General features: G+C 58.3%; 23 protein-coding genes. 12 read left to right on the forward strand and 11 right to left on the reverse strand.

The genetic code is table 11. The features are described from left to right. Positions 1-16: 16 nt before the first annotated feature. From ACR3E2_RS08360 to ACR3E2_RS08370, 3 genes are all read right to left on the reverse strand, one after another. Positions 17-799, reverse strand: a complete 783-nt coding sequence (locus ACR3E2_RS08360; RefSeq protein ID WP_170666106.1) for an ABC transporter permease — start codon at positions 797-799, stop codon at positions 17-19. Further along, positions 799-1,653: an ABC transporter permease gene (locus ACR3E2_RS08365; protein WP_170463247.1), complete on the reverse strand. Its 855-nt coding sequence runs from the start codon at positions 1,651-1,653 to the stop codon at positions 799-801. The genes ACR3E2_RS08360 and ACR3E2_RS08365 overlap by 1 nt, the downstream gene beginning before the upstream one ends. A 78-nt stretch (positions 1,654-1,731) precedes the next feature. After that, positions 1,732-2,802: a polyamine ABC transporter substrate-binding protein gene (locus ACR3E2_RS08370; protein ID WP_480484406.1), complete on the reverse strand. Its 1,071-nt coding sequence runs from the start codon at positions 2,800-2,802 to the stop codon at positions 1,732-1,734. Here ACR3E2_RS08370 and ACR3E2_RS08375 point away from each other — a divergent pair. After that, a complete protein-coding gene (locus tag ACR3E2_RS08375; protein ID WP_170463245.1) occupies positions 2,801-3,904 on the forward strand; it encodes a GntR family transcriptional regulator in 1,104 nt (367 codons plus the stop codon). The genes ACR3E2_RS08370 and ACR3E2_RS08375 overlap by 2 nt on opposite strands. Positions 3,905-3,911: 7 nt before the next feature. Further along, entirely contained in the window at positions 3,912-5,207 is a 1,296-nt protein-coding gene (locus ACR3E2_RS08380; RefSeq protein WP_170463330.1) for a glycosyltransferase, read from the forward strand. A 353-nt stretch (positions 5,208-5,560) separates the two neighbouring features. Here the strand turns inward: ACR3E2_RS08380 and ACR3E2_RS08385 are convergent, their stop codons facing one another. Continuing rightward, entirely contained in the window at positions 5,561-5,764 is a 204-nt protein-coding gene (locus tag ACR3E2_RS08385) for a hypothetical protein (RefSeq protein ID WP_170666102.1), read from the reverse strand. Between the two features lie 236 nt (positions 5,765-6,000). After that, positions 6,001-6,756, reverse strand: coding sequence for a helix-turn-helix transcriptional regulator (locus ACR3E2_RS08390; protein WP_170463244.1), 756 nt, complete (start codon positions 6,754-6,756; stop codon positions 6,001-6,003). Positions 6,757-6,909: 153 nt separating this feature from the next. On the opposite strand from ACR3E2_RS08390, the gene ACR3E2_RS08395 reads away from it, so the two are divergent. The 5 genes from ACR3E2_RS08395 to ACR3E2_RS08415 are packed head-to-tail and all read left to right on the forward strand — an operon-like array spanning position 6,910 to position 11,715. After that, positions 6,910-8,022, forward strand: coding sequence for an ABC transporter ATP-binding protein (locus ACR3E2_RS08395; RefSeq protein ID WP_171176816.1), 1,113 nt, complete (start codon positions 6,910-6,912; stop codon positions 8,020-8,022). A gap of 34 nt (positions 8,023-8,056) precedes the next feature. Next, the gene (locus ACR3E2_RS08400; RefSeq protein WP_171176818.1) at positions 8,057-9,220 is read left to right on the forward strand and encodes an ABC transporter substrate-binding protein; all 1,164 of its coding nucleotides are present in this window, start codon (positions 8,057-8,059) and stop codon (positions 9,218-9,220) included. Positions 9,221-9,257: 37 nt separating this feature from the next. Then, the gene (locus tag ACR3E2_RS08405) at positions 9,258-10,109 is read left to right on the forward strand and encodes an ABC transporter permease (RefSeq protein ID WP_171176820.1); all 852 of its coding nucleotides are present in this window, start codon (positions 9,258-9,260) and stop codon (positions 10,107-10,109) included. A gap of 7 nt (positions 10,110-10,116) precedes the next feature. Then, positions 10,117-10,938 carry an ABC transporter permease gene (locus tag ACR3E2_RS08410; RefSeq protein WP_171176822.1) on the forward strand — a complete coding sequence of 274 codons (822 nt, stop codon included), beginning with the start codon at positions 10,117-10,119 and terminating at the stop codon, positions 10,936-10,938. A gap of 18 nt (positions 10,939-10,956) precedes the next feature. After that, complete coding sequence (locus tag ACR3E2_RS08415) at positions 10,957-11,715, forward strand: SDR family NAD(P)-dependent oxidoreductase (RefSeq protein WP_480484404.1); 759 nt, start codon at positions 10,957-10,959, stop codon at positions 11,713-11,715. Between the two features lie 133 nt (positions 11,716-11,848). Here ACR3E2_RS08415 and ACR3E2_RS08420 read toward each other — a convergent pair whose 3' ends face one another. Next, on the reverse strand, positions 11,849-12,925 hold the full coding sequence (locus ACR3E2_RS08420) for a DUF2235 domain-containing protein (RefSeq protein WP_480484403.1): 1,077 nt from the start codon (positions 12,923-12,925) through the stop codon (positions 11,849-11,851). After that, complete coding sequence (locus ACR3E2_RS08425; protein ID WP_480484402.1) at positions 12,903-15,194, reverse strand: xanthine dehydrogenase family protein molybdopterin-binding subunit; 2,292 nt, start codon at positions 15,192-15,194, stop codon at positions 12,903-12,905. Before ACR3E2_RS08425 ends, ACR3E2_RS08420 begins: the two co-directional genes overlap by 23 nt. Positions 15,195-15,358: 164 nt before the next feature. Here ACR3E2_RS08425 and ACR3E2_RS08430 point away from each other — a divergent pair, with 164 nt between their 5' ends. The 4 genes from ACR3E2_RS08430 (at position 15,359) to ACR3E2_RS08445 (ending at position 21,116) form a co-directional block, all read left to right on the forward strand. Beyond that, positions 15,359-16,258 carry a phytanoyl-CoA dioxygenase family protein gene (locus tag ACR3E2_RS08430; protein ID WP_480484401.1) on the forward strand — a complete coding sequence of 300 codons (900 nt, stop codon included), beginning with the start codon at positions 15,359-15,361 and terminating at the stop codon, positions 16,256-16,258. A gap of 94 nt (positions 16,259-16,352) precedes the next feature. Continuing rightward, positions 16,353-19,445, forward strand: coding sequence for a valine--tRNA ligase (locus tag ACR3E2_RS08435; protein WP_480484400.1), 3,093 nt, complete (start codon positions 16,353-16,355; stop codon positions 19,443-19,445). A 135-nt stretch (positions 19,446-19,580) separates the two neighbouring features. Next, positions 19,581-20,744: a benzoate/H(+) symporter BenE family transporter gene (locus tag ACR3E2_RS08440; RefSeq protein ID WP_480484399.1), complete on the forward strand. Its 1,164-nt coding sequence runs from the start codon at positions 19,581-19,583 to the stop codon at positions 20,742-20,744. Positions 20,745-20,783: 39 nt separating this feature from the next. Further along, the gene (locus tag ACR3E2_RS08445; RefSeq protein WP_267363466.1) at positions 20,784-21,116 is read left to right on the forward strand and encodes a DnaJ family domain-containing protein; all 333 of its coding nucleotides are present in this window, start codon (positions 20,784-20,786) and stop codon (positions 21,114-21,116) included. On the opposite strand, the gene ACR3E2_RS08450 is transcribed toward ACR3E2_RS08445, so the two are convergent. Further along, complete coding sequence (locus tag ACR3E2_RS08450) at positions 21,117-21,899, reverse strand: crotonase/enoyl-CoA hydratase family protein (protein WP_209505660.1); 783 nt, start codon at positions 21,897-21,899, stop codon at positions 21,117-21,119. Positions 21,900-21,965: 66 nt separating this feature from the next. Beyond that, entirely contained in the window at positions 21,966-23,036 is a 1,071-nt protein-coding gene (locus ACR3E2_RS08455) for an SMP-30/gluconolactonase/LRE family protein (protein WP_480484398.1), read from the reverse strand. 90 nt (positions 23,037-23,126) lie between these two features. On the opposite strand from ACR3E2_RS08455, the gene ACR3E2_RS08460 reads away from it, so the two are divergent. Further along, positions 23,127-24,242: a pyridoxal phosphate-dependent aminotransferase gene (locus tag ACR3E2_RS08460; RefSeq protein WP_480484397.1), complete on the forward strand. Its 1,116-nt coding sequence runs from the start codon at positions 23,127-23,129 to the stop codon at positions 24,240-24,242. A 126-nt stretch (positions 24,243-24,368) separates the two neighbouring features. On the opposite strand, the gene ACR3E2_RS08465 is transcribed toward ACR3E2_RS08460, so the two are convergent. Then, a complete protein-coding gene (locus tag ACR3E2_RS08465) occupies positions 24,369-25,559 on the reverse strand; it encodes a pyridoxal-phosphate-dependent aminotransferase family protein (RefSeq protein WP_480484396.1) in 1,191 nt (396 codons plus the stop codon). Positions 25,560-25,610: 51 nt separating this feature from the next. Further along, on the reverse strand, positions 25,611-26,243 hold the full coding sequence (locus tag ACR3E2_RS08470) for a bifunctional 4-hydroxy-2-oxoglutarate aldolase/2-dehydro-3-deoxy-phosphogluconate aldolase (RefSeq protein WP_209505652.1): 633 nt from the start codon (positions 26,241-26,243) through the stop codon (positions 25,611-25,613). Positions 26,244-26,245: the final 2 nt, after the last annotated feature.

The following is a 26,245-nucleotide window of genomic DNA, read 5'->3' on the forward strand; positions in this document are numbered from 1 at the left end:
AGTTGAACCCCTTGGTTCATCGGCTGAAAACCTCTTTGTCGGTACGCTGTGCGAAGAAGACCAGCGTGAATGAAACGAACATGACGATGGTAGCCATCGCATTGATTTCCGGCGTGACGCCAAATCGGATCATTGCGTAAATCTGCATCGGCAACGTGGTCGAGGATTGCCCAGCACCGGCGGTAAAGAAGGCAATAATGAATTCGTCCACAGACAGGGTGAAAGACAACAGCGCCCCGGCGATAACCCCCGGCGCGATGGCGGGCAGCAGGATGCGGCGAAAGGTGGTGAATTCGCTGGCCCCAAGATCGGCACTGGCCTCAAGTATCGAATGGTCGAAATTGCGCATCCGCGTACGCACCACGGCGACAACAAAGGCTATGTTAAATACGACATGGCTGAGGATGATCGAATGAAGCCCCAACGTCATGTTGAGTAGGGTGAAAAAGGACAAGAGCGCGATGGCCAGAACTATGTCGGGGATGATCATCGGTGCGAACAGAACCGCGTCTAGAACTGAAGAATTACGCCGTGTCTCGACACCGACCGCCAAAAGCGTGCCGATTATTGTCGCCAGAACGGTCGAGATTAAGGCCACGATTAGCGTGTTGCGCGCCGCCGACAGTATTGGATCCGCGGTAAACAACTTGCCGTACCATTCCAACGAAAACCCGGTCCATACAGTTGGAAGTCCGGCCCGGTTAAAGCTTAACGCCATGAGCACAAGGATCGGCACATAGAGAAAGGTGTAAAACAAAACCAGGTGCAGCTTCAGGCCCATGTTGGATCGGTCCCGCATCAGTCCTGCCCTCTCTGTCCCGCTGCGCGATTGGCCAATACCGCCTGTGCGAACAAAAGCCCCATCATAATCGCAATCAGGAACATCGACAGCGTTGCTCCGAACGGCCAGTCGCGGGCGCTCAGGAACTGGTCATAGATCAGGTTTCCAACCATCTGAAGTCGCCCGCCGCCAAGCAAATCGGGCGTAATGAAATTGCCGATCGACAATACAAAAACAAAGACACCACCTGCCGCAATCCCGGGAACGGTCTGTGGCAGTATCACCCGGTAGAAAGTGGTCCAAGCGGGCGCTCCAAGATCTTCCGAGGCTTCTATGGTTTCGACATTTATGCGGTTCAGCGACGAATAGATCGCCAGAACCACAAAGGGGGTGTAGTTGTAGACAAGCCCAACGATCACCGCGAAATTGTTATAAAGCAGAGACAGCGGCTCATCGATCAAGCCTGCCCCCTGGAGAGTATTATTGATCAAGCCCTCGCGGTTAAGCATCACGATCCAGGCGTAAGTGCGGATTAGGTAGTTGGACCAGAACGGCAAGATCACCAAGATCAGCAAACCGGTCTGCCAACGGCGCGGCGCCAGCGTGATGGCATAGGCCGCCGGATAGGCGATCAGGATCGCGATTATCGTGGCCAGAAACGCGATCTTGGCCGAGCGTAAGAAGATCCCGAGGTAAAGAGGATCGGCGGCCCGCACAAAATTTTCAAACGTAAAGACGTGGTCGATGCCGCCATAGATACCGCGTTCAAAGAACGCATAGGTAAAAATAAGGCCACACGGCACCACCATAAGAAGCGCAAGCCAGCCCAGGCCCGGCCCCAGCAAGATCACCGATTTCAGTCGATTGGTCATATACTTGGCAATCTGTGGAGTGATGTCGTACAGGCCCGACCCTTTGTTCGGGTCGGGTTTTGCTCAGGGTTTGATCACTTACTGTGCGGCCATGATTTCGGTCACGGTCCGTGCAAAGGGTTTCTGGCCATTGCCGAGATCGCGCAACTGCTCGTACTTGGTAAGGTCTGCAGGCGACATTCCCATGTTCGGGAAGGTTTCGATCAAGGACGGGTCCAGCGCCTCCATCGCAGCCTTGTTCGGCGTTTTGTAAAGGATATTGCTGGCAACCCAGACACCGACGTCCGCGCCCAAGACATAGTTCACAAAGGCATGCGCCGCATCTTTGTTTTCAGATGCATCCGCGATGACTAGCGCATCTACCCACAGATCCGATCCTTCTGATGGTATCGTGTACTTGATGTCCGCGTTTTCACCGATGCCGTAGTTGCACCAGCCATCCCAGGCGTGAACCATCGTTGCCTCGCCCGATACCAACTTCAGATAAAAAGTTGCGTCATCGTAGGCCAGCAGATCCTGCTTCGCCGCAACCAGCAGGTCCTTTGCAGCCGCCAACGTCTCATCCGACGTATCGTTAAGCGACTTTCCGAGGGCTAGCGCAGCAGCCCCCATCAGCCAGCGATCCGTCGAGAGCATTGTCACTTTGCCTTTAAGGTCTTCAGAGGGTTTGAGCAGATCGTTCCACGAAGTTGGCTCTGCCATCAGGTCAGACCGGTAGCATAAGCCCGTCGTGCCCCAAGCGTATGGCATTGAATAGTTGTTGCCCGGATCATGGGCTAGTTCTTTAGCTTCGTCATACAGGTTAGAGGCATTCGGAACCTTGTCGTGGTCGATTGCAGCCACCAGCCCCAGGTTGTTTAACGCCTCGGCAAAAGGCGACGAGACGAAAAGAACGTCGTAGCCCTTGCCTCCACCGGCTACGACCTTGCCCATGATTTCTTCGTTAGTGCCATGCACCGAGAGCTCGGCCTCGATACCTGTTTCATTGGTGAAATTCTCCAGCAGGTCCGGCGGCATGTAGCCGTCCCAGTTCGAGATCACGATTTTTTCTGCTCGGGCCGCTCCGGCGAATAAGCTGAGTGCGCAGGCCGCCCCGGTGGTGAGCCAAGCAAATGGCAAACGGAACGAATTGGTGAACTTGTTGGTCATGTCTTCCTCCCTTGACATCCGCGCTCGCTTCTGGGGCGAGATATATGATGCAATCACGGTATTTTTTGATGAAATAAAACTCAACATTTTTTTGAATCATTTTTGTATGGCCCGGAGAAGCCATTTAAGATACCGTTTTTATTGTATATTAACTAGGTATGACGAAAGCCGTCTTCTTATGCCACCAAGCAAATACTTGAAACTTGCTCAAAAAATACTGGATGTTGCGATGGATCTCGATTTGCATCAGGGCGACAGACTGGTGGAAAAAACCCTTGCTGATTCGTGCAGCGTCTCTCGCACTCCGGTTAGATCCGCATTGAGGCTGCTGGAAAAGGAGGGGATGGCACGCAAAGCGGCAGAAGGCGGGTTTGTCCTAGAATGCGAACCCGAAAAGGGGCATTCGATACTCAACCAGCATGCGGTCGGAGCAGGTGTGGATCTCGCTGGTGCCATCCTACGAGATCGCGGCGCCCGACGCCTGGACGGTGCCATCAATGTCACAGACCTGATCCGCAGATATTCGGTTTCCCGCAGCGCTGCACAGCGTGCGCTCGAAGCCCTCCTGGCCCAAGGCGTGATTCAGAAAGCCGAAGGTCAATCCTGGGTTTTCACGCGCATGCCGGGAGACCGCTCCGGACGAATAGAGAGCTACGAATTTCGTCTGATACTGGAACCGCAGGCCATTCTGTCCGACGGTTTCAAGTTGGACACCAAGCGCGCCGATCTGGTCCGCAGCCAGACCGAAGCGCTTCTGGCGCAGTCGGAAAACTCTTTCAATAGCCAGGATTTTCAAGACGCGGATCTTGCCTTTCACAAGCTCATCGCTCGATCGTCCGGAAACCAGTATCTAGCTTCTGCTCTCATGGCCCATCATGGGTTGCGCCACCTGCCGGGCGGATCATTCGGTATGATCGACTTTCGGATGAGGCAGGCGCTCGATGAACATCTGCGTATACTTGATTTCATCGAACAAGATCATTTCGATCTTGCGGCGGATCAGATGAGGGTGCACTTGCGGCTTTCAATGCACCAAAGGCCCAGCGTCGCCAATCGTGGTGCTCCGGCGCTAGTCCAAGCAACCTGCGGGTCAATCCGGTGAGTGAATGATGAACCGCAAGGAAGCACCCGTAATCGCGTTTTTCCCCGAAGCTAGTTTTGGGGCTGCACTGAATTGTGTGGGGATCGCTCAGGAACTTCGCGCAATGGGTGCACACCCCGTTTTCCTGACCCACGGTGGCTTTGGTGGCGTATTCGCAGATTACGGTTTTGACGAGTTCGCCGTCCCTGTTCAATCAGAGTTGACAGAAGAGGAAACCCAGACCTACTGGCAGGAATTCCTGAGCCATCATCTGCCGCATTTTAACATGCATCCAACTGACCAACTGACCACCTATGTAGAGCCCGTTTGGAACGCAATCGTCGAGACAGCGGAATCGGTCGAACAGGGGTTGGAAACGGCGCTAGAGCGGACCAACCCAGATGTCGTCGTCCTCGACAACGTCATCATGTTCCCGGCCATCGTACGATCCGAGCGCCCATGGGTCAGGGTTATTTCTTGCGCGGAAACCGAGTTGCCAGACAACTGCCTACCGCCGTACCTGTCCGGTCTGCCGGCATCTGACGCCGCCGGGTGTGCGGCATTCCGAGACCAGTACCTGGAGACCCTTGGCCCAATTCATGCTCGCTACAACAAATTTCGCCTGGATAAGGGGCTTGAGCTATTGCCAGAAGGTGAGTTCCTAGAAACATCACCGCATCAAAACCTTCTTTTAGCGCCATCTATCATTCGCCATGATCGTGATCAGGTACTGGACTCTGGACAATTCACCTTTCTCGAAGGCTGCGTTCGCCAGGAAGGTCCTTACCGTGTACCTCAAATGCCCCGTAACGACGGGCCTCTGGTGTACGTGAGTTTTGGCAGTCTGGGTGCCATGGATGTCCCATTCTTTGAGAGCCTGTTCGACGTATTCAAGACAATGGACATGAGGTTTCTGGTCAATGTCGGGGCCCAAATCGACGCCTATTCCAGAGTCCCAGACAATGTTCATCTGCAGGAATGGTTTCCGCAGCCTTCCGTGGTTGAACAATGCGATCTGTTTATTCACCACGGCGGCAACAACAGCTTTTGCGAAGCGCTGTATTTCGGGGTCCCGTCGCTGATCCTTCCCTATTGCTGGGACGGACACGATAACGCCCAGCGGGCAGTTGAGACCAGTGTCGGACTCAGGGTAAATCGATGGGATTGGACACCGGAGCAGTTGGATAATTCGATTAACCAACTCCTTGGGGACGCAGAGATGAAGGCCCGGCTGGCTGCGAACTCAGAGATCATGCAGTTGAGAAAGTCGGTTCAGTTAGCTGCTCAGAAAATTCTGGATTGTGTAAATCCTAACCGAATCTAGGTTATTCCCGTCGGTCATCCGTTTTGTCATGAAGGATGGAAGGGTGCATCGCAATGACCTCTAAATCACTGAACCTAAAGTGTCGGTTTGGGCTCGAGACAGACGCTCGCTGAAATGTCGCGAGCGGCAGCAATACGGGCAAAGCGGTCTATGGTTCTCCAAACAAATCGGCCATCCTTGGGTTTACAGTACACGGTTGTGGAGAGTGAGAAGGACTAGTAGTCTTCACTTTCGGAAGTATAGGGTCTCAATTGGCACCCTCATTGCATGCTGAGCAGTCCTTTATGGCTCACGAGCGTCTAGATACCCTCCGGTTAAGCCCTTTTGGGTGTCAGACGGTATCGTCCGCAAAATTAGGTTGTTGGTTGCTCGGGTGCGTCACCCAGAGCCAGCAGCAAAAGGATAGCCAAAAGGGGTGATCCAACCAAACCGATCAGGAACCAGATAAAACTAGATCGGTTGCGCCGTCCCGCCATCGTGATCGGCAGGATATAAAGCCAGATCACGACAACCAGCAAGATGAACATAAAAATCAACTGGATAACTGGTGCGTCCATGAAATTTTGCCTTTCGAATCTTGACGCCATTTTTAAAACGGCTGATCCGGTTAGATAGACAATGGCCCGAAAGCGTTCCCGGGTATTAATTTAGCCCGACACGGGTCCCGGGCGTCCCAATCCTCTCACTTTGGGTTCCTTGGCTATCAGACAGTGCCGTCCAAATGTTTGGTGCTTTCCGGGTCACAAGGTAGCAAGGTCGGCAAAACGGATAAAGTGGGTGTTCAAGGAACCTTTTAAAGAGCCTTTTCAATGAACTTTGAAAAAAGCTCACCCTGCGAGTTGATCCTAAGTTTCGCGTAAATGTTGCGTCTGTGGATGCGGACTGTGCCTGGAGAGATGCCGAGAATTGTGCCAACAGCTTCTGCCGAATGGCCCTTCAATGTGAACTCAACGACTTCTCGTTCTCGTGGCGTCAGAACGCCATCGCCAAATGCCTGGAATGCTAGATCAACGCGACGACTAACGCCATTCGCTGCGGCGCCGCGGGCCATCGTTGGAAAGTCACTCCAATGTTTGCAACAGGCTGCCCGAACGAGCGGCCATAGAGCGTGCAAATGACGAATTTCCTTGGCTGAAAAAGGCTTCGCTGATCGCATGAGCGAGACCACAACCATCCCAGTGCTTGGGATATCGATAAAGTAGCCAATCTCCTCTGCTAACCCAGTCCTTTTGTAATAGCTGCGATAGTATTCGCCCTGATAGAACCTGTCCGGTGCGATATCGCGCATGCGGTACAGACCCGGTGTTATCGGTTTTGTCGCGGCCAAAAAAAATGGATCAAGTACGTAGGGCCCTGCTTGGTAATCCTCAACAAAAATACGCCGTTTGCTTTTGGGAAAATCGTCGTGAAGGTCTATTGGTGCTTCGGTTCCGACATGGCCAAACACCACCGTAAAATCAAATGGTGCGACCTGCCGTAAGCCATCTGCCAAAGCACATGGAAATTCTGGGGTTCCGATCTTCTCTACGACCCTGCCGGCCTCTTCCATCCAATCGTACACACGCCGCTCCAGATTTTCGAAAAGCACCTCTATACCCCAATTGTGGTATATACAGTTAATCCGAGTTATTGTTACTTTTTCCTTGTTTGAGTGGTATGCCAGCAAATGCCAAAAAATCAAGCAAAAGGAAAACAGCAGTATATGAGCTTTGACATGAGCGTCACCATGCAGACGATTGCGGAACTCAGAGGAGTGACCAAGACCTTCGGGAATGTGGTCGCCGCCAAAGACCTGAATCTTTCCATTGGGAAAGGAGAGTTCCTGTCGTTCTTAGGCCCATCTGGTTGCGGCAAAACCACTGCACTTAGGATGCTGGCGGGTTTCGAGAAACCAACCGAAGGTCAGGTGTTGCTCGATGGCGAAGTCGTCAACGACTTGGATGCGCACCATCGCCCAGTCAACATGGTGTTTCAGCACTACGCTCTTTTTCCTCACCTAAGCGTGTTCGACAACATCGCGTACGGCCTGCGCCAACGACGACCACGCGTAGACAAACAAACAATCGCGACAAAGGTTGAGCAAGCGCTGGAAACTGTCCGTCTTGGTGGGTTTGGCCCACGTCGCATCTGGGAGATGTCTGGTGGTCAGCAGCAACGCGTCGCTTTGGCGCGTGCGATCGTAAACGAGCCCAAGCTTTTGCTGCTTGATGAACCAATGGCTGCTCTGGATCGAAAGCTTCGAAAAGAAATGCAGTTTGAACTGCAGAACCTGCAACGACAACTGGGAATAACTTTTGTCCTCGTCACGCACGACCAAGAAGAAGCGCTTTCAATGTCCGACCGAATTTGTGTGATGGAAGGCGGCAGTATTGTGCAGGTTGGCAGCCCACGCGAACTCTATGACATGCCCCGCAGCCGCTACGTGGCTGGATTTGTAGGCACCTCAAATTTCTTTGATGCAACTGTAACTGACGCAGTAGCCGACCAAATCACTGTGCGTTTAGCGAGTGGCCAAAAGGTGCACGGAACTCCGGAGATTCCAATAGATGCAGGGCAGGAAGTTTGCGTCAGTATCCGTCCTGAACAGATCACGCTGACCCGCGCGCTGCCCGCAGCTGAAATTGCTTTGCCAGTTACCATTCAAAATCGGATCTTCCTTGGGGAGCACACAGAATACCTTGCGCGCAACGAAGCACTGGGTGATTTCCACGTACTTGTGCCAAGGCAAGCGGAATTGAACGAGGGGACGTTCAATGCAGGAGAACAGGCCTTTGTTTCATGGGGCGAAGGCGCACTGCTGATCCTGGAAAATTAACAGATCCCGCAATCCAACAACAGAGAGGTTCACAATGACTAAGGATAATGGGACTATTTCCAAGCAAAAGTTCATGGAAGAGCTTCGCCGGTACCAAAAGGGTTCGGTCACACGGCGACATTTTTTGGGCGTGACAGGTCTTGGGATGGCAACGGCCGTTCTGGGCACGGCTATGCCTGGGTTGCGTCCACGCCCGGCATTTGCTGCCGGAGACATTGGCGACCGAGTGATCCTCGCCACGTGGCCGAACTACCATGACGAGATGAACTTCGAAGCCTTCACGGAAGCCACTGGCGCCCACGTTCAGGTCAATGTTTTTGGCTCGAACGAAGAGATGTTGGCAAAACTGCAAGCCGGAGGGTCTGGCTGGGACGTGTTCGTTCCAACCAATTACACGATCACTACGTATGTGGGCGAAGATCTGATCATCCCGCTCGATACGTCCAAACTGCCAAACTACGACGCAGGTTCATTCGAACAGCGCTTTTCAGATGCCGGCTCTGTCGATGGCCAGCTTTACGCGGTGCCGAAAAACTGGGGCACGACCGGCTTTGCAGTGAATACTAGTAAGCTTGACGGCGCTCCGACTCCAACCACTTGGAAAGAGTTCTGGGACCTTACTATGGAAGGTTACTCAGGTCGGACAATGGTGCATGATTACCAACTCACCACCATCGGTAATGCCCTGAAATACTTCGGCTACTCCTTCAACTCGGTCGATGAGAAGGAACTGGCGGATGCCGAGAAATTGTTGCTGGATGCTAAACCGCATCTGTTTGCAATCTCGTCGGATTATCAGCCACCGATGCGTAACGGTGACGCGTGGATGACGATGTGCTGGACAGGTGACGGCAAGCAGATGAATGTCGACATGCCTGAAATCGCCTACGTTCTGGGAGCCGAGGGCGGTGAACTCTGGTCCGACTACTACGCTATTCCTAAGGGCGCACCCCATATGGATGCCGCTTATGCCTTGATCGACTTCCTGCTGAACCCGGAAGTTAATGCGAAAGAAGTCCTCGCTCATGGCTATCCATCGGCTGATGCTCGCACCAATGCGTTGCTGCCGAAGGAATTGCTGGAAGATCCGATCCTTTATCCGGCAGCTGACCTTCTGAATGCGCTCGAGTTTGGCGCGGCGGCTACGCTAACCGATCCAAACCGTGCCGAGTTGCTCGCCCGCTTCAAGTCGGCCTAAGCGGCAAGGCCGCAATATCGGAAAAGACGAGGACAATATGACCGAACGAGGCAGAAAAGCACTGTTGCTGGCACCGGCAGGAATATGGCTTTTGGTAATGCTTGCCCTTCCACTACTGGTCGTCTTCGTCTTTTCCTTTGGCGAACGGGGTGCCGCCGGAGGCTATGTTCCAGCGTTCACTTTGGAACAATATGCCAACCTTCCTGCGCGATGGACGGCGTTTAAGAACACCTTGATCCTTGCACCTCTGGGGACTATCGCTGCGTTGGTAATTGCCTACCCGCTCGCCTACTTTCTTGCGGTGCGTTGTTCACCAAAGTGGAGAACTTCGCTGTTGATCCTGGTGATCGTGCCGTTCTGGACATCGATCCTGATCCGATCATACGCATGGATTTTCATCCTTGGGGGGCGTGGCTTGCCCGCTTTACTAGAGTCGATCGGCATCGATGATGTCCGCCTGATAAATACGCCGTTCTCTGTGCTTGTGGGGATTGTCTATGGGTATCTACCGTTGATGGTTTTCCCAATTTTTGTAAGCTTGGACAAACTGGATAAACGCCTTCTGGAAGCCTCAGCGGATCTCGGCTCTACTCCGTGGCGTACGTTCCGTCAGGTAACACTTCCTCTGTCAATACCAGGTATCGCAACTGGCTGCATGCTGGTCTTCATCCTACTCATGGGCGAATTTCTGATCCCAGCGATCTTAGGTGGCGGAAAAGTGTTTTTCGTCGGAAATGCGCTGGTGGACCTGTTCCTGCAGTCTCGAAACTGGGCGTACGGATCGGCGGTCGCAATGACGCTGGTTGTCGTAATGCTTGTCACTGTCTCAATTTACATGAAATTCATCTCGCGCCTGGGTGGCCAGCGCGAAGATGTCTCGCTGATGTGAGGGTCCGATGCGCTTGTACGCGATTTGCGTCTACCTTTTTCTCTATATTCCAATCGGCATCATCGCGCTTTTCAGCTTTAATGCCGGACGACACGCAAGCCAGTTCATGGGGTTCTCGACCCGATGGTATGGCAAAGCGCTCAACAACCCATTTGTTATGGACGCGCTCGAGACCAGTCTGCTTGCGGCATTCATAACTGCTTGCCTCGCATCCACACTCGGAACCATGGCGGCCATCGCTTTACAAGGGGTTAAGGGATGGCTCCGAACTTTATTCGATGCGATGATTTATATTGCGATAATGATACCAGGTATCGTCATCGGTATCGCGACACTCATTGCCCTGGTCACCGTATTTGGCTGGCTAAACCCGCTTCTTGCGAGCCTATGGCCCGATGGAGCAAATCCCCCGCAACTTTCCATGGGGATGCCCACGCTTGTCGCCGCACACACCATGTTCACAATGGCGCTGGTCATAATCATCGTACGTGCAAGGCTATCGGGTATGGACCGTGCCCTCATGGAAGCATCGGCTGACCTCTTTGCGACGCCCTGGGGCACCTTTCGGCAGGTGACCCTGCCGTTGATAGCACCGGCAATTTTGGCGGGCTTCCTGCTCAGCTTCACTTTCTCATTTGATGATTTCATCATAGCGTTCTTCGTAGCTGGCTCAGAAACAACCCTGCCTATCTACATATTCTCATCCATCCGGCGCGGCGTAACGCCCGAGATCAATGCCATCGGCACTATGGTTATGGGCGCGTCGCTCTTGTTGCTCGTTGCAGCGCAACTGCTTTTGCGCCGAGGCGCCTCAAAATCGAATAGTTAAATAAAGGAGCCAAGTGAAATGCGGCTTGCAGGTAAAGTCGCGCTCGTGACGGGCGCGGGATCAGGAATTGGTCGGGCGGGTTCAATGGCAATGGCACAAGAGGGTGCGCATGTTGTGGTAACGGATCGCGATGCAGCACTTGCTGAAGCCACTGTGGCCGCGATCGTTGCGCAGGGGAATCAAGCATCTGCCATACAGCTTGATGTGACCGATGACGATGCCCTTACCAAAGCCATAGACGAAGCAGTAAAAAACTTCGGTCGGCTTGACGTGTTGCACTCTCATGCTGGGTTGCAGATCGAAGGAACGCTGGAAGAAGTGGAACCAGATGGAATGGATGCTTCTTGGGCATTGAATGTCCGCGCTCACTTCATTGCCGCGCGCGCAGCCGTCCCCCATATGAAATCACAAGGTGGAGGCAGCGTGATCGTCACGGCCTCCAATTCTGGGGTTCAATACGACCGGGGCATGATCGCCTATGCGACTACAAAGCACGCAGCTGTTGCGATGGTCCGGCAGATGGCAGCCGACTACGCCGTCCATGCAATCCGTTTCAATGCCCTTTGTCCAGGATTTGTAGACACCCCCTTCAATGCAGGCTTCGAAAAGCAGATGGGTGGCCGTGCCAAACTGGAAAGCTACATCGAGCAGGCGATCCCTATGAGTCGGTGGGCGACAGTTGAAGAGATTGGCCATGGGATCGTCTATTTAGCTTCAGATGAATCCGCTTTTATGACGGGGCAAGCCTTGGTTATCGATGGCGGTGAATGCATTTAGTGATGGGTTAGACCGCTCAAGAGAATGTCTATCGCCGCACTTCATTTTTGGTGAGCACATTTCAGTCCGCTTTGGGCTCGAACCTGACATTGAAGTGCCGGTGATCTTGGTGTCAGTGGCACATGGTAGCCTTTCACTGCGCGGGATGTGTCGGCAGGTTCGGCATCGCCACCCAGCCCGGCAATTCATCCGGCGCGACCGAGACATGCAGGCGTTCTGACTGGTCCCGCCCGACCTTGCGGTGTTTGCGCAGCAGAAAGATCTTGCCCCAGCCGCGCCAGGTTCCAACCGATTGCGCATGGGCATCCGTGGGGAAACGGGTGCGCCAGCCTTCGGGCATCGGCAGCCCGTGCATCTCGGCCTTGTCCAGCATCCAGATCAACGAGATATTGCTGAGCGGCCGGGCCTCTTCATAGCCGTTCAGCTGGCCGCCGATATCGCCATGGGTGCCACGGAACCAGACCTGTTCCACATGGCCATTGAACTCGGGCTTGCATCGCCACAAAACCGGCTCGAACACCTCGCGCGTTTCGTCGAGGGCCAGCGCGTGATAGCCATGCAGAGTGGCAGGGCCCAGCTGGTGGTTGTGAAAGGCATGGCGATCCTCGGCCCAGCGCCACAGCAGCGGCAGGCGCAGGCCCAGCGCCTTGACCGTGTCCCAGACACCGACCATCTCGATCTTGACGTTGTCGTGGCAGAACTTGCGGCGGAAATCGCGGGCGGCAGTGCCGCTGACATTGCATTCATAATGGCGGTAGGCTTGCAGGATGTTCCGCTCGGTCGCGTGTTCGGCCTTGAGCAGGCCGATCATATCGATCACCCCAGCCAGGCTGCGCACGCCGTAGGCGCCACGGGAATAACCGATGAAATAAATGCGGTCACCGGGTTTGTAGCGGGACGCCAGATAGCCATAAGCGCGGCGGATCTGGCGGTTGATGCCCCGGCCCATCATCACGTCCATGGTGGACTTCCAGCTTTCCCACTGCACGCCCGACTCGTAGAACACCGACACCTTGCTGCCCATTTCGCAGCACAGGCGATAGGTCTGACCGGCGTGGGTCTCGAACCCCGGTTCGAGGGTGGACATGGTGCCATCTAAAATAATGACGTGGCTGATCGGCTCGCGGTGCCGCGTTTCGGCGGAGTGCTCGGACCGTAAGGGCCGCCCGAGCCATCCCAGAACCTTCCTACTCAGCCGCGACAGTTCCATGCGTCAGCAATTCCCAAACTTTATGAGGTGTGAAAGGCATATCCGCCTGCCGCACCCCGTGATCCCAGAGCGCATCCTGAACCGCGTTCGCCACAGCGGCCAGAGCGCCCACCGTGCCGGCCTCGCCGCATCCTTTCATCCCCATCGGGTTGGAAGTTGACGGCACCGGCGCCGAGGTAAACTTTATCATGGGTACGTCCACCGCGCGGGGCAAGGCGTAATCCATAAACGATGCCGTGAGCAGCTGTCCGTGATCATCATGCACCACATGTTCCGACAGCGCCTGCCCGATGCCCTGAACCACCCCGCCATGCACCTGCCCTTCGGCCAGCATCGGGTTGATAAGATTTCCGAAATCATCAACCACGGTGTAGCGGTCCACACGGGTTTCGCCGGTGAAGGAATCGATCACGACCTCGGCAACATGCGCGCCGTTGGGATAGCTGCGGGCATCCAGTTGCGCGCGGGACTCATGCGTCAGCAAGTCCAATCGCCCGTCGGCGCGGGCCATGGCCGCGGCTTCGGTCAGGGTCGGCGTCAGGTTCGAGCCCGGCGCGCGGAATGTTTCATGGTCAAATCGCACATCACTGTCCTCGACCCCCATCTTATCGGCCAGATAAGGCGTGAATGCGGCGATCATTTTGTCAATGGTGGCGAGGGTCGCGGTACTTTGCACCGTCACCGAGCGCGAGCCGCCCGTTCCGCCGCCATGGCCAAGCAGGTCGGTATCCCCCTGAATGACGGTGATCCTGTCCATCGGAACGCCGGTCTGATCGGACAGGAACTGGGCATAAACCGTCTCGTGCCCCTGCCCGTTCGATTGTGTACCGACATAAAGGTTCACAGTGCTATCCTCGCAAAACTCGACCTTCGAGTTCTCGGAAGGGTCGCCCAAAATACTTTCGATATAGTAACAAAGACCCTGCCCCCGGATCAGACCGCGTTCGGCATCGGCGGCCTTGCGGGCCTCGAACCCGCTGGTCTGGCTGGCCGCACGGCGCAGGACCATGTCGAAATCGCCGACATCATAGGTTTCACCCGTGGCAGAGGTGTAGGGGAAATCGCCGGGCCTGATGAAGTTTTTGCGCCGCAACTCCCACGGGTCAACGCCCAGTTCGCGTGCCGCGCGGTCCATCACGCGTTCCAGCACATAGATCGCCTCGGGGCGTCCGGCACCGCGATAGGCGTCGACCTGTGTTGTCGTGGTATAGAACCCCTCGACCCGGAGATAGGTGGTCTGAACGTCATAGACCCCCATCAGCACCTTGCTGAACAGGCTTGTCTGGATCGCCTGCGCGAAATGGCTGTTATAGGCACCAAGGTTGACTTTGCTGTGGACGCGGTAGGCGGTGATCCGGTGATCTGCATCAAAGGCCAGCTCGGCCAGCGAGGTCAGATCGCGGCCGTGGTGATCGGACAGCATCGCTTCGGACCGGTCGGACATCCAGTGCACGGGCTGGCCTAGTTTCATCGCGGCCACGGCCACGCAGAAATATTCGGGATATGGCATCACCTTCATGCCGAACCCGCCCCCCACATCCGGGGTGGTGACACGGATCGCATCCGCATCGAGTTTCAGCTTTTGCGCCAGCTGTGCCTTCATCGCCCAGACACCCTGCCCGCCATAGGAAAAGTGCAGACGCCCGCCAGACCAGTCGGCCTGACAGCCCCGCGGCTCGAGCGAGCTGATGATGACGCGGTTGTCGTGCACGTTCAGCGACACGGTATGGGCGGCGGCCTGAAAGGCGGCCTTGGTCGCGGCCTCATCACCCAGACCCCAGTCAAACGCGCGATTGTCGGGCGCTTGCGGGTGCAGGGCCTCACCCCCCGCTTTCACGTCCAGCTTGGCGGGGCGTTCCCGGATATCCATCCAGATCAGCTCGACCGCGTCCTGCGCCTGTACCAGCGTATCCGCGATGACAACGGCCACGGGTTCGCCCACAAAGCGCACACGGTCCTTGGCCAGCATATGCCGATCCGGCGCGGCAGAGCCGGTCCCGTCGCGGTTGGTCAAGGTTGCTGCATTCATCACCGTGTCGATGCCCGAGGCGGCAAGATCGTCCAATGTTATGACCAGCCGCACCCCGTCGGCGCTCCGCGCGGATTCAAGATCCAGCGCAGTGATATCGCCATGGGCCACTGGGCTGCGGAAGAAAGCGGCAAACAGCGCATTGCCGGGCACGGCATCGTCCATATAGCGCCCCTGCCCGGTCAGGAACCGCTGATCTTCGGTCCGTTTGACGGGCTGGCTTTTGCCGAATTTTTCCATGGGATGCTCCTGTCGCTGCCTTGATGGCGACACTAGCCCTGTGCTTGCTTATGTCCAGCGCCTTGCATGAAAGCGTGTGGCGACACCGATGTCGTAAACAGGATTGCGGGAGCCGCAGAGGGATTCGTAGGCTGTTTTAAGATACAGCCTGCCGGAGGTCCCCCATGCCCGAACCCATTTCCCTGTCACAGGGCCGTCTGGACGCCCCATCGGTCGACGCGTATTGGCAAGACGGGTTTGCCTTTCCCATCACTGTCTTCTCGCCGGATGAGACCGCACAGTTCCGGGCCGAGCTGGAGCAGGTCGAGAAGACCTGGCGCGTGGCCGACCTTCCGCTGCCGCTGAACATGTACAAACGCCTGAACGCCCATGTGGTGATGCCGCTGGTCGCCCGTATCGCACTGGACCCCAGGGTTCTGGACGTCGTCGAAGGAATACTGGGACCGGACTTGCTGCTGTGGTCTGCGGAACTGTTCATCAAAGAGCCACGCACGACGCAGGTTGTTGGAATGCATCAGGACCTGACCTATTGGGGGATGGGCGAAACACCGGATCAGATGACCGCGTGGATCGCATTGTCGCCTGCCACGGTAGCAAGCGGCTGCATGGACTTTGTCAGAGGCAGCCACAAAAACCCGATCCTGCCCCATAACGATACGTTTTCAGACAACAACCTGCTGTCGCGCGGGCAGGAGGTGGCTGTCGATGTGGCAGACGAGGACAAAACACATATTGAACTGCAGCCGGGTCAGATGTCGCTGCACCATGGCCTCACAATCCATGGCTCGGGGCCCAATACGTCGGACGATCGGCGGATCGGGCTGGCGATCCGGTATCTGAACCCGAACGCACAGCAAAAAGTGGCGGACCGCGATTACGCGGTCTTGGCGCGGGGCGAAGACCGGGTGGGCAATTTCATCCTCATCGAACCGCCGACCGAGTTGTTTTCGGCACCAGCCTTGGCGCTTCACGCCCGCATCCGGGAGGATCAGGCCAAGGCGATGACACAAGGCGCGGCGCAAAGCACGCACCTGTACGGAAGCGAGGCGACCGGCACGGAGTGACTTCGGCAATCGTCGCCGCACAGGGCCTTCCCCTTCCCGTCTCCATTCGCTATTGCAGGCGCTGACCCGAATTTGTTGACGCAGGACGCATCCCATGGCGATGGAAAAGACATTCAACGCGGCCGAGGCCGAGGCCCGTATCTATGAGGCCTGGGAACAGGCCGGAGCCTTCAAGGCAGGCGCGAACCGTTCGCGTGATGAGAGCTTTTGCATCATGCTGCCACCGCCCAACGTGACCGGCGCGCTGCATGTGGGACATGCCTTTAACCATACACTGATGGATATTCTGATCCGCTGGCACCGGATGCGCGGGTTCGACACTCTGTGGCAACCTGGTCAGGACCACGCCGGCATCGCCACGCAGATGCAGGTTGAAAAGAAACTGATGGCCGAAGAGGGCAAGAAGCGTACCGACTACGCGCGCGAGGAGTTTCTGGCCAAGGTCTGGGATTGGAAGGGGCAATACGGCCGCAAGATTATCGAACAGATGACGCGGTTGGGGAATTCCTGCGACTGGTCGCGCAATGCCTTTACCATGGCGGGCGCACCAGGTGACCCACGCACCGGGCACGAAAACTCACCCAACTTCCATGATGCCGTTATCAAGGTCTTTGTCGATATGTACGAGAAGGGCCTGATCTATCGCGGCAAGCGACTGGTCAACTGGGACCCGCATTTCGAGACTGCGATTTCGGACCTTGAGGTCGAGAATATTGAAACGCCAGGCCACATGTGGCACTTCAAGTACCCTTTGGCGGGCGGTGAGACATATGAGTATTTGGAAAAAGATGAAGATGGGAATGTGATCTTCCGCGAAGAGCGGGATTATATTTCCATTGCAACCACGCGGCCCGAAACCATGCTGGGCGACGGTGCTGTGGCCGTGCATCCGTCGGATGAGCGCTACGCGCCGATCGTCGGCAAACTGTGCGAAATCCCGGTTGGACCGAAAGAGCATCGCCGCCAGATTCCGATCATCACCGATGAGTATCCCGATCCCGACTTCGGCTCGGGCGCGGTGAAAATCACCGGCGCGCATGACTTCAACGACAATATGGTCGCCAGGCGCGGCGGTATTCCGATGTACCGCCTGATGGACACCAAGGGCGCGATGCGGGCTGATGGCGCGCCTTACGCCGAAGAGGCGGGCAAGGCGCAGGAATATGCGCGCGGCAAGCCGTTCACCGAGAATGAGATCGACGCAATCAACCTGATCCCGGATCACCTGCGCGGATTGGACCGGTTCGAGGCGCGCGCCAAGGTGGTCGAAGAGATCACCCGCGAAGGTCTGGCTGTTATGTGTCCAGCGGACGATCCGCGTCTGGGATCGAGCCGGACTGAGGCCCGGCCTACAGAGGACGAAGACGGTGAGCAGGACTTCAGCCCGGCACTTGTCCCACTGGTCGAGAGCAAACCGATCATGCAACCCTTTGGCGACCGCTCGAAAGTCGTCATCGAGCCGATGTTCACCGACCAGTGGTTCGTCGACGCCGAAAAGGTCGTCGGCCCTGCGCTGGACGCGGTCAAGGATGGCACGGTCAAGATCATCCCTGAATCGGGCGAGAAAACCTATTACCACTGGCTGGAAAACATCGAGCCCTGGTGCATCTCGCGCCAGCTGTGGTGGGGGCATCAGATTCCGGTTTGGTATGGGCCTCAGCAGAAGTGCTCGGGGCTGGAACCGAACCCTGATCGCATCGCCCGTATGGAAAGCCACAACAAAGGGGAGTTTGCGGTATTCTGCGGCCCGTCTTTTGATGCAATTCGGGCGGACGTTGAGGGCTACTACGAAGGCATGGAAATCGCCGAGGTCTCTACTAAGGAAGAGGCTATCTCGTTCATTCGCGAGGGCAAAATCGGCCTCTACCGCGACCCCGACGTCCTCGACACCTGGTTCTCCTCCGGCCTCTGGCCCATCGGCACGCTGGGCTGGCCCGAAGATACCGAGGAGCTGGAGCGCTACTTCCCCACGGACGTCCTGATCACCGGCGCGGATATCCTGTTCTTCTGGGTCGCCCGGATGATGATGATGCAACTGGCCGTGGTGAACGAAATCCCGTTCCACACCGTCTATCTGCACACGCTCGTCCGTGACGAGAAGGGCAAGAAGATGTCCAAGACCACCGGCAACGTCATCGACCCGCTGGAAATCGTCGACGAGTTCGGTGCCGACGCGCTGCGGTTCACCAATGCCTCGATGGCGGCGATTGGCGGTGTGCTGAAACTGTCGCGCGAGCGCATCACCGGCTATCGCAACTTCGGCACCAAGCTTTGGAATGCCGTCCGCTTTGCCGAGATGAACGAGGTCTTTACCGACGCCGTCCCGCAACTGGACGTGGCCGACCTGCAGCCCAAGGCCGCCGTAAACCGCTGGATCATCGGCGAAACCGCCCGTGTGCGGGCGGAGGTCGACGCGGCGCTGGAGAGCTATCGCTTCAACGATGCCGCCAACGGCCTGTACGCCTTTGTCTGGGGCAAGGTCTGCGATTGGTACGTGGAACTGTCGAAACCCCTGCTGCAGGGTGACGACGCCGAAGCACAGGTCGAAACCCGCGCCACCATGCGCTGGGTTCTGGATCAGTGCATGGTTCTGCTGCACCCGATCATGCCCTTCATCACCGAAGAGCTGTGGGGCCTGACCGGCAACCGCGCGAAAATGGTCGTCCATGCCGACTGGCCGACCTACGGCACGGAACTGGTCGACGCCGACGCGGATCGTGAGATGAACTGGGTGATCTCGGTGATCGAGAACACCCGCTCGGCCCGTGCGCAGATGCGGGTGCCTGCGGGTCTTTACGTGCCGATGCTGGTGACCGAGATCGACGCCAACGGCCAAGCCGCGTGGGACCGCAACGAGGCGCTGATCAAACGTCTGGCCCGCATCGACAGCCTGACCAGCGCGGACGCGCTGCCCAAGGGCACCATCTCGATTGCCGCTCCCGGAGCCTCCTTCGGCCTGCCGCTGGCGGATATCATCGACATTGGCGCGGAAAAGGAGCGGTTGGAGAAAGCAAAGGGCAAGCTGGCCAAGGAACTGGGTGGCCTGCGTGGGCGTCTGAACAACCCCAAATTCGTGGCCTCGGCCCCGGATGAGGTGGTCGAGGAAGCCAAAGCCAACCTCGCCGCACGCGAGGAAGAAGAAGCCAAGCTGAACGAGGCGCTGGCCCGTCTGGCCGAGATCGCCTGATCTTCATCTTTTCAAAAATACTCATACCCCGAACCCCGCCGCTGATCTGGCGGGGTTTTCTTTTGCGCGTTCAGACCTTGCCCGTCCCTGCCGCCGCTTGTTAGCAATCACCAACCCCAACCGCCCGAGGCAGTCATGACCCAGTTTGCCCCACCGCTCCAGACAGTCTCGACCGGGCTTGTAGTCGCCATTGTCGGATTCTTCAGTTCATTTCCTATCGTGTTGCAGGGGCTGGCCGCGATGGGGGCGTCTCCGGCGCAGGCGGCCTCGGGCCTGATGATGGCGGCCATCGCAATGGGACTGACCGCCATTGTTCTGAGCCTGTGGTACCGGCAACCGATCAGCGTCGCCTGGTCGACGCCGGGGGCGGCGCTGCTGGCGGTGTCCGCGACACCGGCGCTGGGGTTTGCCGAGGCGACGGGCGCCTTCCTGTGTGCAGGGGCGCTGACGGTTCTGGCCGGGCTTTGGCGGCCACTGGGGCGGCTGGCGGCCGCCATTCCGACGACTCTGGCACAGGCCATGCTGGGGGGGGTTCTGCTGCCGCTTTGCATTCTGCCCTTTCAGGCCGCAGTCGAATTGCCCGCGCAAGCCCTGCCGGTGATCCTGACATGGTTCATCGCGGGCCGGATCAACCGGCTGTTCGCTGTTCCGGCGGCCGTTGTCGCCGCCGCGCTGGTTGTGGTGCTGAACGCAGGCGACGCATCGGTGACCCCGGCGCGATGGCTGGCGGCACCGGTCTGGACCTCGCCCAGTTTCTCGCTGGCTTCGACCATCGGGATCGCCATCCCGCTGTTCATTGTCACGATGGCGACCCAGAATATTCCCGGCATCGCGGTGATGCGCAGCTTTGGCTATACCCCGGCACCGGGCAGGCTGTTTTCATCTGTGGGTGGGGCGAGCCTGTTATCTGCGCCATTTGGTGCACCTGCCACCTGCCTTGCGGCGATCACGGCTGCGATGTGTTCCAATGAAGACAGCCACCCCGACCCCGCGCAACGGTACTGGTCGGCCATCATGAGTGGTGTGTTCTATGGTGTATTCGGTATCTTTGCCGTGGCGATTACCGGCTTTGCATCCCATGCCGATCCGCTGTTGATGGGGACACTGACCGGTGTCGCCCTGATCGGCGTTCTGGCCAATTCGATTTTCGCAGCACTTGAGGTTCCGGCCGAGCGTGAGGCCGCGATGTTGACCTTTGCGATCACCGCATCGGGCGTCACCGTCTTTGGCCTGGGCGCGGCGGTTTGGGGTCTGCTGGTCGGCGGGCTGGCCTATCTGGTCAGCAACAGAGTTCGGTAGCCGCTTTCGCATCCCGCCCTTACCGGGTATTATTGCGCCATGTTCGGTTCACTTGGAAAACTGGTGGAGCGCCAGATCAAAAAGGCACAGGCCGAGGGGCAGTTGCAGGGCCTTGTCGGCGAAGGTCTCCCCCTGCCCGACCGGTCCGGCGAGGCGCAGGGCGATCCGGCCATCGCCGCCGGGCACCGGATCATGGCGCAAGCCGGGGTTCTTCCCGAAGAGTTCGACATCAAAAAGAAACTGGATGCGGCCCGCAAAGCGTATCCGGCCCTGACCGACCCCGCGGAACGCCGGGCCGCGATGTCGGAGATCGCTGATCTGGAAATGCGTTACAACATGGCCCGCGATGCGCGGCGGGCTTTCATGCGCTGATCACTTGAACTCGGGCTTGCGGCCCTGCATCTGCGCCATCACGACCTCCATCTGATGAGGCTTGCCGATCAGCTCCACCTGCTCGGCGGATTCCGCCTTGAGAACGTCTGCGCGGGGCTGGGTTTCGGCCACTTCGATCAGCCGCTTGGCCGCACGGATAGCCGAGGGGCTTTGACCGGCAATATTCTCGGCAATGGCCAGAGCTTCGGTCAGCGGATCATCTGAAAGCTGCGTGACCAGCCCCCAATCCATCGCCTGCTGCGCGCCGATGGGCCGGGCCGTGTAGGTCAGCAGGCGCAGCACGTCCGAACGCACAAGCCGGGGCAACAGAACCATGCCGCCCATATCGGGGATGATACCCCATTTCATCTCCATCACCGCCAGTTTCGCCTCGGGGTGCGCGATACGGATATCCGCGCCCAGCGCGATTTGCAGGCCACCGCCATAGGCGACGCCCTGAATGGCGCAGATCACCGGCACCGGTACGCGACGCCATATCAGCGCCAGCTCCTGCATTTCGTTGGCATCTTCGTGGCTGCGGGTCATCAGCCATTCGGTGGGGTCCATATGGGCCATCTTGGCAAAGCTTGCCATGTCGAGCCCGGCGCAGAAGCTTTTCCCCTCGCCCGACAAAACCACGGCGCGGGCGTCCGAGGCGGCGACCTCTTGCCCGGCTGAGAGCAATGCCTTGACCATCGCGTCATCCAGCGCGTTCATCTTGTCACCCCGGGTCAGGGTGACATGGGCGACATGGTCTTGATAGGTGACGGATACGCGTGACATGGGGGACCTCCCGAAATTCAGTTGCGGCGACCATGCCCGGACGGGACGCCGATTTCCACTGCGACGTCAGGGCATATCGCTGACAGGCATCCGCCCGAACCAGGGGGAATCAAGCGTCATGACATAAAACTGATCGCCCACGATCCGGCCCCCTGTCGTGATACCAATACGGCCCTGCGGATCCTGTAGCGTGCGCAGGATCGTGCCTTCACCATCGAACTGCACCAGCATACCCCGGTGGATCGGCGCCGGGCGCACGGTGGGACCCAGTCGCCAGATCACCTTGCGCAGGAAGGGGTACGGCATCAGCACCTCGGACGGAACACGCGGGCTGGCGAAGGCCATCCAGTAGGTGCCATCGCCCTGTGCTTCGAGATTGTCGGGATAGCCCGGCAGATTGTCCAGCAAGACCTCTTGCTGACCGGCTTTCGGCCCGCTGAGCCACAGCTTGTGCACCCGTGCGCGGCCGGTCTCGGCGATCAGCAGGAAATCTGTATCGGGCGAGAGGGCAATGCCATTGGTATAGACGAACCCAGTGGCAATCTTTTCGGTTCTGCCGTCGGGTGTGTGACGGGCGACATAGCCTGTATCGGATTGTTCCCAGATGGTCAGGACCGAGGTCGGCTTGGTCCCGCCCATGGTTTCGGGGTCGAACCGGTCAGAGGAGTTCGAAAAATAGATCGTGCCGTCCTGTGCCACGTCCAGTTGGTTTGCATAGACCACGGGTGCACCGTCGATATCTGCCACCACGGATTCAAGCGTGCCCGACCCGGTCCAGCGCATCACCCCGCGAAAGCTGTCGGCAATATATAGCGCGCCATCCGGCCCGGCCCTGAGGCCCAGAGGACGCCCGCCAAGCTGGTCGACCACAACAGGGTCGGCCCCGTCAATCCGATAGAGCGTGCCAGACCGGCTGGTCGTATAGACCGCGCCGTCGGGCAGGATGGCGATATCTTCGGGGCCGGTTTCCCCATCCGGCAGGCGGATCATCTGCGCGGCGTCCAGCGCTGTGTTCTCGGCGAAATCTCCTGTGAAACCTGCATCTTCCGGCATCTCAACGGCGACGGGGATAACGGGAACGGGCCAGAACAGAAGATAGGCGAGGCCCAGAAGAACAATGGCAGACAGTATGCGCATCTGCGCTCCTTACTTGTGTTTCAATACGTTCCGACACGCGGGATGAGGTGCGCGCTTGCCCGAAGCTCGGGCTTGGGGTTATCTGCAGGCATGACAGGACCTCGATACACCCCGCTTGCCCAATCCCTGCCCGCCACCGTGCCCTTTGTGGGCCCCGAAACGCAAGAGCGTCAGCGCGGCGCGGCGTTCATTGCCCGTCTTGGGGCCAACGAGAGCGTGTTTGGCCCCTCGCCCCGCGCGATCCGGGCCATGGAGCAGGCCGCGTCTGATATCTGGATGTATGGCGATCCCGAGAACCACGATCTGCGCCATGCTTTGGCCGAGTATCATGGGGTAACCTCCGAAAATATCGTTGTGGGCGAAGGGATTGACGGGCTTCTGGGTTATCTTGTGCGTCTGATTGTAGGGCCCGGGGATGCGGTTGTAACCTCGGACGGGGCGTATCCCACCTTTAATTATCATGTGGCCGGGTTCGGTGGCGTTCTGCACAAGGTCCCTTATGCCGGGGATCACGAGGACCCGGCGGCCCTGTTTGCGAAGGCGGCCGAGGTGGGTGCAAAACTGGTCTATCTGGCCAATCCGGACAATCCGATGGGCAGCTGGCATTCCGGCGCGGATATCGTGGCGGCGATGGATGCCCTGCCCGACGGTTGCCTGCTGATTCTGGATGAGGCTTATGTGGAATGCGCGCCAGATGGGACAGCGGCACCCGTCAGCGCAGACGACCCTCGCGTGATCCGGATGCGGACATTTTCCAAGGTCTATGGCATGGCGGGCGCACGGGTTGGCTATGCCATGGGAGCGCCCGACCTGATCGCAGCCTTTAACAAGGTGCGCAACCATTTCGGCATGAACCGCGCGGCGCAGGCCGGGGCGCTGGCCGCGTTGCAGGATGGCGCCTGGCTGGAGCACATTCAAACACAGATCGCCGAGGCGCGTGAGCGGATAGGAACGATTGCCCGCGAGAACGGGTTGGAGCCCCTGCCCTCGGCCACCAATTTCGTGACGATTGATTGCGGGCGGGATGGCGAGTTCGCCAGAGCGGTACTGGAGGCTTTGGTTGCGCGGGGTCTGTTTGTTCGGATGCCGTTTGCAGCGCCCCAGAACAGGTGCATCCGGGTAAGCTGTGGTGAAACAGCAGATCTGGATGCTTTTGCGGCCGCCTTGCCCAAGGCGCTAGCAGAGGTGCGGGCAAAGACGGGCTAGCGCTGGTCTGTCTTGCCAACGGGGCAAAGGGGGGCTGTCTGCCCCCCATCGCGCAATGCGCGATTCCCCCCGAGGATATTTTTGGCCAGATGAAGGGGCGGATCAGCGCTGTTCGTCTGACGTGTATCAGGCGGCCAGGACGGCGGCGGCGGCCTCGAGCGCGCCTTTGCCACGGGGGATATCAAGCGCGGCCATGGCCGTTTCCATACCGCCCAGCATCGCCATCACCATTTGCCCGTTGACATGGCCCATATGCCCGAGGCGGAAACAGCTGTCGTAATCCTCCATCCCAAGGCCAATGCCCAATGTCAGGCCCAGTTGATGTTCGGTGAACGCGCGTAGGGCCGTGCCGCGGCCTCCGGTCAGGCGCAGGGCTGTAACGGCATGGCTGCGGTGGTCGCGGTCGGCAACGTTCAGATGCAGCGCGCCGCCTTCGGCCCATGTTTCGCAGGCCGCCCAGATGGCAGTAGCCAGACGCTCATGGCGGGCCCAGACCTGTTCGATCCCTTCCGCATGGATCAGGTCGAGCGCGGCGCGCAGACCATAGAGGTGATGCGTCGGCGCGGTACCGTCGAAATACTGGTAGAACAGGTCGGGATTGGCGCGCGGCTGCCAGTCCCAGTATCGCGACACACGCGGCATGGCGGCCCGCTTGGCCTGTGCTTTGTCGTTGAAAAAGACAAAGCCTGTGCCTGCGGGGGTCATCAGGCCTTTCTGGCAGGCGGTGACCGTGACATCGACGCCCCATTCATCCATCTCGAACCGGTCGCATCCCAGCGAGGCAATGCAATCGGCCATCAACAGCGCCGGGTGGTCCAGATCGTCGAGCAGTTTGCGCAGTGCCGGGATATCGTTGCGGATCGAGCTTGATGTGTCCACATGAACCGCGAGAACGGCCTTGATCTGACGGCTTTTATCCGCGCGCAATGCGTCGGCAATCCGGTCGAGATCCCAGGCGGATGAGGTGCCGAAGTCGATCAGTTGCACCTTTGCCCCGATGCCTTCGGCCATCTCGGCCCAGCCATGGGTGAACCGGCCCGAGGCAGGAGCCAGAACGGTTTCGCCGGGGGCGATCACGTTGGACAGAGCGGCCTCCCACGTGCCGTGACCGTTGGCGATATAGATGGCGACGTCATGGCCTGTGCGAGCAACCCGGCGCAAATCGCGGGTCAACGCGGGCATCATGTCGATGAGCGCGCCATCGTAGATATTGGGCGACGGGCGATGCATCGCCTGCAGGACTGCGTCCGGCATCACCGACGGGCCCGGGATCGCCAAATAAGTTCGCCCCTGGGAGAGGGCAGATGTCTGTGTCATGGGGTCAACCTGTCTGAGTTGACGCCCACATTACCGAGGGGCTTCGCGGCGTCAATCCGCCAGCTTCGATGCCTCGCGCGCAAGTGTTTCGATCCCGGCCCAGTCGCCGCTTTCGACCATCTGCTTGGGCGCGACCCAGCTGCCACCGGCGCAGACCACATTGGACAGGGACAGGTAGTCACGGGCGTTGGACGGCGACACCCCGCCTGTCGGGCAAAAGCTGATCTGCGGCAGGGGTGCGCCGATGGCTTTGAGTGCGGGCGCGCCGCCCGAGGCCTCGGCCGGGAAGAATTTCAGCATGTCATAGCCTTTTTCCAGCAATGCCATCGCTTCGCTGGCCGTGGCCGCGCCGGGCAACAGCGGCAGGCCCTCGGCCTCACACGCCGCGATGAGCGCGTCGGTTGCGCCCGGAGAGACGCCGAACTGCGCGCCCGCCTCTTTGGCGGCGCGGACATCTTCGGGTGTGACCAGCGTACCTGCGCCGACCACGCCGCCGGGCACCTTGGCCATCGCGCGGATCGCGTCGAGCGCGGCGGGCGTGCGCAAGGTGACCTCGAGCGCTGGCAGACCGCCGGCGACCAATGCCTCGGCCAGCGGGCGGGCCTGCGCAACGTCATCGACGACCAGAACCGGAACGATCGGGGCCAGTGCGCAGATTTCACGGGTGCGTTGGGATTTGGACATGA

The sequence above is a fragment of the Ruegeria sp. AL7 genome (assembly GCF_056536105.1).